Genomic DNA, 5387 nt, shown 5'->3' with positions numbered 1-5387 from the left:
TTTTTCTAATTAACTACTTTTAGCGATTTTATCATGATCTGACGTCTGTCTCACATTTATTTGAAATGACTATATCTGGCATATCTCTGAGAATGAGCCTGGTTTGCCGATTCACAGCGTGCGGGTTGCTCAAAGGGACGATCGCAATTTAAGCAACTCGAAAGGTACATTAAAAGAAGGCAGTGCCATCTCTATCGATCCTGATGAAGTTACGGGCATACCAAAAGCTGAGGCAAGGGCACGTTTCATTCTGAATAAGATATATCGGGTTCAGGAAGGCACTACCGCTGAGGATTTGTTTATTGTTGATGAGAAAGCAACTAAATGGACTTTAGAGGATGTTTCTGAGGCTACAATGGGTGCTACTACTAACAGCGTTGCCCAGATAGTGTTGGGTAAGGGGAGAGTCTGGGCGCTGATACAGAAGTTCTAAACTTCAAAAAAACGCCGCTTTTAAGGGCGGCGTTCTTATTAATTAAAAATTCTCGGTTAAAAATGGTATAATTACCATCTTTAATTGTTAATTTTTAATTTTTAATTTTCTAACAGTCGTAGTAGAGAGCAAACTCGTAGGGGTGAGGACGCAACCGCATCGGGTTGACTTCATTGTCGAGTTTGTAGGAAATCCAGGTTTGGATGAAGTCTTCGGTAAATACGCCGGTTTCAGTTAAGAAACTGTGGTCTTTTTCTAAAGCTTCTAAAGCGCCTTCCAATGAACCGGGAGTTGAAGGAATCTTGCTCAATTCTTCAGGGGAAAGGTCGTAGATATCCACGTCCAAAGGTTCGCCCGGATCGATTTGATTCTTGATGCCGTCTATGCCGGCGCAAAGCATGGCTGCAAATGCTAAATAGGGGTTGGATGTGGCATCGGGACAGCGGAATTCTAACCGCTTGGCTTTGGGGTTGGTTCCCGACAACGGAATCCGCACTGATGCCGATCGATTCCCTTGAGAATAAGCTAAGTTTACAGGCGCTTCAAAGCCTGGAACTAAACGCTTGTAGGAATTGGTTGTGGGGTTTGTGATTGCCAAAAGTGCCGGTGCGTGCTTGAGAATGCCGCCGATGTAATGCAGTCCCATTTGACTGAAACCAGCATATTGATCGCCTGCAAATAGAGGTTGGCCGTCTTTCCAAATCGACTGGTGAACGTGCATCCCGGAACCGTTGTCGTTAAACAGCGGTTTGGGCATGAAGGTGATGGTTTTGCCGTATTTTTTGCCGACGTTTTTGATTACGTATTTGTAAGTCAGCAAGTAGTCGGCGGCTTGTACTAAAGTTGCAAAGCGGAAACCGAGTTCGCATTGACCGCCGGTGGCGACTTCGTGGTGATGCTTTTCGATGGGTACGCCGCATTTTGCCATTGTCAGCAGCATTTCCGTTCTCATGTCTTGAGAGGTATCGGTTGGTGCTACTGGGAAATAACCTTCTTTGTAACGCGGTTTGTAGCCGAGGTTGCCACCTGCTTCTTCTTTACCGGAATTCCAACGACCTTCGATCGAATCTACGTAATAGTAGCCGGAATTTTGGGTTTGGTCGAAGCGAACGTCGTCAAAAATAAAGAATTCTGCTTCCGGGCCAAAGAATGCTGTATCGCCGAGACCGGTCGAAAGCAAGTAGTCTATGGCTTTTTGGGCAATGGTGCGGGGACAGCGACTGTACGGTTCGCCGGTGCGGGGTTCTTTGATGCTGCAAATGAAGCTGATGGTCGGTTCTGCCATGAACGGGTCCATCCAAGCGGTGGTCGGATCGATGACCATCGTCATGTCTGATTCGTTGATGGCTTTCCAGCCCCTAATGCTGGAACCGTCGAAGGGTACGCCGTCTGTGAATGCGGTTTCGTCGATTTGGTCGTGGTACAGGGAAAGGTGCTGCCAGATCCCCGGCATATCGATGAATTTTAGGTCAACAATCTGGATCTTATTTTCTTGTATGTAGTTTAAGGCTTCTTGGGGTGTCTGGAACATGACTTACTCCTGATATTGGTTGTGTCTTGGCGATCGGCCGATTTCAGACTGTGTGGGCGATCGTAGGCCTTCAGTATCCACTATTTTGTATCTATGGCTACAAAATTCTGAAATAGGGGCCCAGTGCGGCCGGGCAGTTTGAAATTTTTGCCCTGTGGATTTTTCGGCTGAAGATACAAGGCAAACGGCTGAATTTTACGACAGTTTGCCACGGATAGACTACCCTTCGTGAAAATCCTATCTCAAATCTTAATCAAACGCCGATTTGTAGTAGTCTACAATAGGCGGTCTGTCTCAGATAGCAAAGTATTGATAAAGATTTTTGGGAGAGAAACTTATGCGCGATGCAGTGACGAGCCTGATTGAAAATTATGATGTTGCTGGTAGGTATTTAGACCGGGATGGTATCGATCGGTTGAAATCTTATTTTGCAACGGGCACGGCACGGGTACAGGCGGCGGCTGCAATTAACAGCAATGCTGCGGCAATTGTCAAGCAAGCTGGTATCCAGCTATTTGCTGAACAGCCAGAACTGATCCGTCCCGGTGGAAATGCCTACACGACTCGTCGCTACGCGGCTTGTCTGCGGGATATGGATTACTACTTGCGCTATGCTACTTACGCCTTGGTGGCTGGAAGTACCGATGTGCTCGATGAGCGCGTGCTGCAAGGTTTGCGAGAAACTTACAATTCTCTAAGCGTTCCCATTGGCCCGACGGTGATGGGGATTAGCATTATGAAGGAGATGGTTAAGGCTCAGGTGGAAGCTGCTGGCTTGTCTGTGGGGCCTTTTTTGGATCAGCCTTTTGATTACATGATTCGCGAATTGAGCGAACAAGATATTTAAGTCAATTTGCTAGTTCTTTTAGCAGCAAATTGCACTTGTGGCTGGCAGTTAGCAGCCGTTAGATCGATCGCTTTTTTTGGCCTGACAGCCTCCAAGCGATCTTTTTTTATGGGTTATACAATTTTAGATTAAAGATTTCAGATTAAAAATTATAGATTAAAAATTATAGATTAAAAATTTGAAGAATGGGGAATGACTTATGAATTAATGGTTTGGAGCTTCCCTATAATTGCATTCTTGTTTGAAACTGGTGCTAGAAATCGTCAACACATCCCCAGACGAGGCATTTGTCTAGGGGATTTTTGGTTGGGCGCAGATCGATTTGTGCGACGGTTGTTACTTCTACTTCGCCGTTGGGGTAGAGAATGTGGATGATGTCACCGCTGACGAAGGCTAGGGGATTTTCTTGACAATTGCCCGGATTTCTGATAGGAAAGTTAATTGTTTTCATAGTCGATCGCCCTAATGGTATTTGTAGCGCTTTTAGCTGCATATAAATCATCCGCTAGTCGCCCAAATTTTTGTGTGATTCTATGAATGTAGCTCTGTGATAAAACTAGACACTCAGAGCGATCTCAGTCACATAATGTGAGCTGGGGGCGATCGCCCGGCGATGATCGAAAAACCAAAATGCTAGCAAAAAATCAGCAGTCCGGCTTGTGCGTAAGTGCTAATCTGGTACTGTCCTTAACCCTATCCGTACAGATTAAAAACCTTGGCTAAACAGCGACTAGACACTTTATTGGTCAGCCTCGATTTGTGCAGTTCCAGACAACAAGCTCAGGCATTGATTAGGACTGGGAAAGTCTCAATCAACCAACAGGTAGTTGACAAACCGGGTACTGAGGTTGACATTGCAGCAAAAATTCAGATCAAAGAGCGATCGCGCTACGTTTCTAGAGGTGGCGACAAATTAGCCAAAGCTTTAGAGGTTTTTGCGATTCCCGTTGCAGGCAGAATTTGTCTCGACGGCGGCATCTCCACAGGTGGTTTTACCGACTGTCTGCTGCAAGCCGGCGCCGCCCTCGTGTACGGCATAGATGTTGGCTACGGTCAAGCAGATTGGGGCTTGCGTAACGATCCGAGGGTAATTTTGAAAGAACGCACCAATTTGCGGTACATGACTGCTACTGAGCTTTACGGCGACTCTGCGCCAGCAGATTTGGCGGTAGTAGATGTGTCGTTTATTTCCCTGGATAAGATTTTACCCGCGCTGTGGGAATTGTTGGCACCACCGCGAGAAGCGGTGTTGCTGGTAAAGCCGCAGTTTGAGGTAGGGCGCGAGAGAGTCGGGAAAAAAGGCGTAGTGCGAGACTCAGCAACTCAAGCTGATGCGATTTTTCAAGTGTGGAAGGCAGCCACAGCTTTAGGATGGCAGGAAAGGGGCTTAACGTGGTCGCCTTTACTTGGCCCGGCGGGTAATATCGAGTATCTTTTATGGTTGGGGATCGATCGCGAACAAGAAACAGACCAGAGGGCGATCGAAGAGAGTGTTGTCAAGGAACGGATCGCACAAGTTACCAAAGCGGCCGCGCGGGAACTTGTCGATCGATTGTAGATTTTACATTTTAGATTGATTTCAAGATGTCAAGCTAATCTATTTTAAAAGTCAAATTTTGAACTCCTGATTAATCTAAAATTTCAAGTTTTTTCGTCAATCGGACTCCTCAACTTTCACAAGAGTGAATAATTCCATGCAATCATTCAAACAAGCCGGTTCGATTTTACTCTACGTTCTAGGTGCCATTGGGTATGTGGCGATTGTAGCTATTATTGTAGGCGTTTCAATTCTCATCAAGTGGGCAGCTTTGCTACTAGCAGACAAATTATTATATACAATTCTCATTATCGGCGATTTGTTGAGAGGTATCGAAATTATTGAACTGTTAAATATATTAATATTTGCTTTTATCGGTATGGGAGTGGGTGTGGCGACAAGGCTTTTACACCCTCAATACGGTCGCAAAATTAGTGCAGCTTTGTTGATAGTTATAGTTCCCTTAGTTTTCATGATTACGCCAGCCATTAGATATAATTCTTGGCTGGACAAAGTAGAGGAATCGGATAACTTATTACCCGCGCAAACTGCAACCTTAACTAACTCATTTTTGAATAGAAAAGTAGGATTGCCTGGTTTTATGGGTTATTACGTATATACTGGTCAGTTTCCCGTTATTCCGGCGAAACAATCGGAGATGAAAGATCTTGACAGCTTTGAAAAAAAAGTTAATTCCAGATTTGTACAGTTCACAGGTATTGCTCCGACTATTGTTACTTGGTCAATGCGGGTTTGTTTTTGGCTGATTAGAATATTTTATTTTTCTATAGCGGTAATTGCCACGATCGCCCATTTTAGGGAAGGTGTTAGAATCGCGAGACGGTAATACGATTTTAGATTTTAGATTTTAGATTAAAGAATGGGGTATCACTGATGAGTATGGTGATTTGGAGTTTACCTACAGTTGCATTTTTTTTGGACAATTGTATAAGAATAAAGGTTATAGTCATTTCAAATAAGTATGAGACACTCTTTATGCACAATAAGCACGAATAACTTCATCAAGAGATGTGTTAGG

Annotated in this window: 6 protein-coding genes; 4 read left to right on the top strand and 2 right to left on the bottom strand. The window is 44.6% G+C overall.

Annotated features, from left to right (window positions below; genetic code table 11):
- Positions 1-103: 103 nt before the first annotated feature.
- Entirely contained in the window at positions 104-433 is a 330-nt protein-coding gene (locus QUA36_RS30670) for a hypothetical protein (protein ID WP_333460095.1), read from the top strand.
- A 109-nt stretch (positions 434-542) separates the two neighbouring features.
- Here the strand turns inward: QUA36_RS30670 and glnA are convergent, their stop codons facing one another.
- Positions 543-1964 (bottom strand): type I glutamate--ammonia ligase, encoded by a 1422-nt coding sequence (gene glnA / locus QUA36_RS30665; protein ID WP_333057654.1) that lies wholly within the window; start codon positions 1962-1964, stop codon positions 543-545.
- 337 nt (positions 1965-2301) lie between these two features.
- On the opposite strand from glnA, the gene apcB reads away from it, so the two are divergent.
- Entirely contained in the window at positions 2302-2811 is a 510-nt protein-coding gene (gene apcB, locus QUA36_RS30660; protein ID WP_293258696.1) for an allophycocyanin subunit beta, read from the top strand.
- A gap of 253 nt (positions 2812-3064) precedes the next feature.
- Here apcB and QUA36_RS30655 read toward each other — a convergent pair whose 3' ends face one another.
- The gene (locus QUA36_RS30655; RefSeq protein WP_333162056.1) at positions 3065-3304 is read right to left on the bottom strand and encodes a hypothetical protein; all 240 of its coding nucleotides are present in this window, start codon (positions 3302-3304) and stop codon (positions 3065-3067) included.
- 222 nt (positions 3305-3526) lie between these two features.
- Here QUA36_RS30655 and QUA36_RS30650 point away from each other — a divergent pair, with 222 nt between their 5' ends.
- Both QUA36_RS30650 and QUA36_RS30645 read left to right on the top strand, forming a co-directional pair.
- Positions 3527-4369, top strand: a complete 843-nt coding sequence (locus QUA36_RS30650) for a TlyA family RNA methyltransferase (protein WP_333460094.1) — start codon at positions 3527-3529, stop codon at positions 4367-4369.
- Positions 4370-4505: 136 nt separating this feature from the next.
- Complete coding sequence (locus tag QUA36_RS30645) at positions 4506-5195, top strand: hypothetical protein (protein ID WP_333162052.1); 690 nt, start codon at positions 4506-4508, stop codon at positions 5193-5195.
- Positions 5196-5387 lie beyond the last annotated feature (192 nt).

Source organism: Microcoleus sp. Pol10D4, assembly GCF_036701555.1.
In the GTDB taxonomy this organism is placed as follows: Bacteria; Cyanobacteriota; Cyanobacteriia; order Cyanobacteriales; family Microcoleaceae; genus Microcoleus.
The sequence above is the reverse complement of the archived record's forward strand: the minus strand, read 5'-3'. Positions and strand labels throughout refer to the sequence as shown.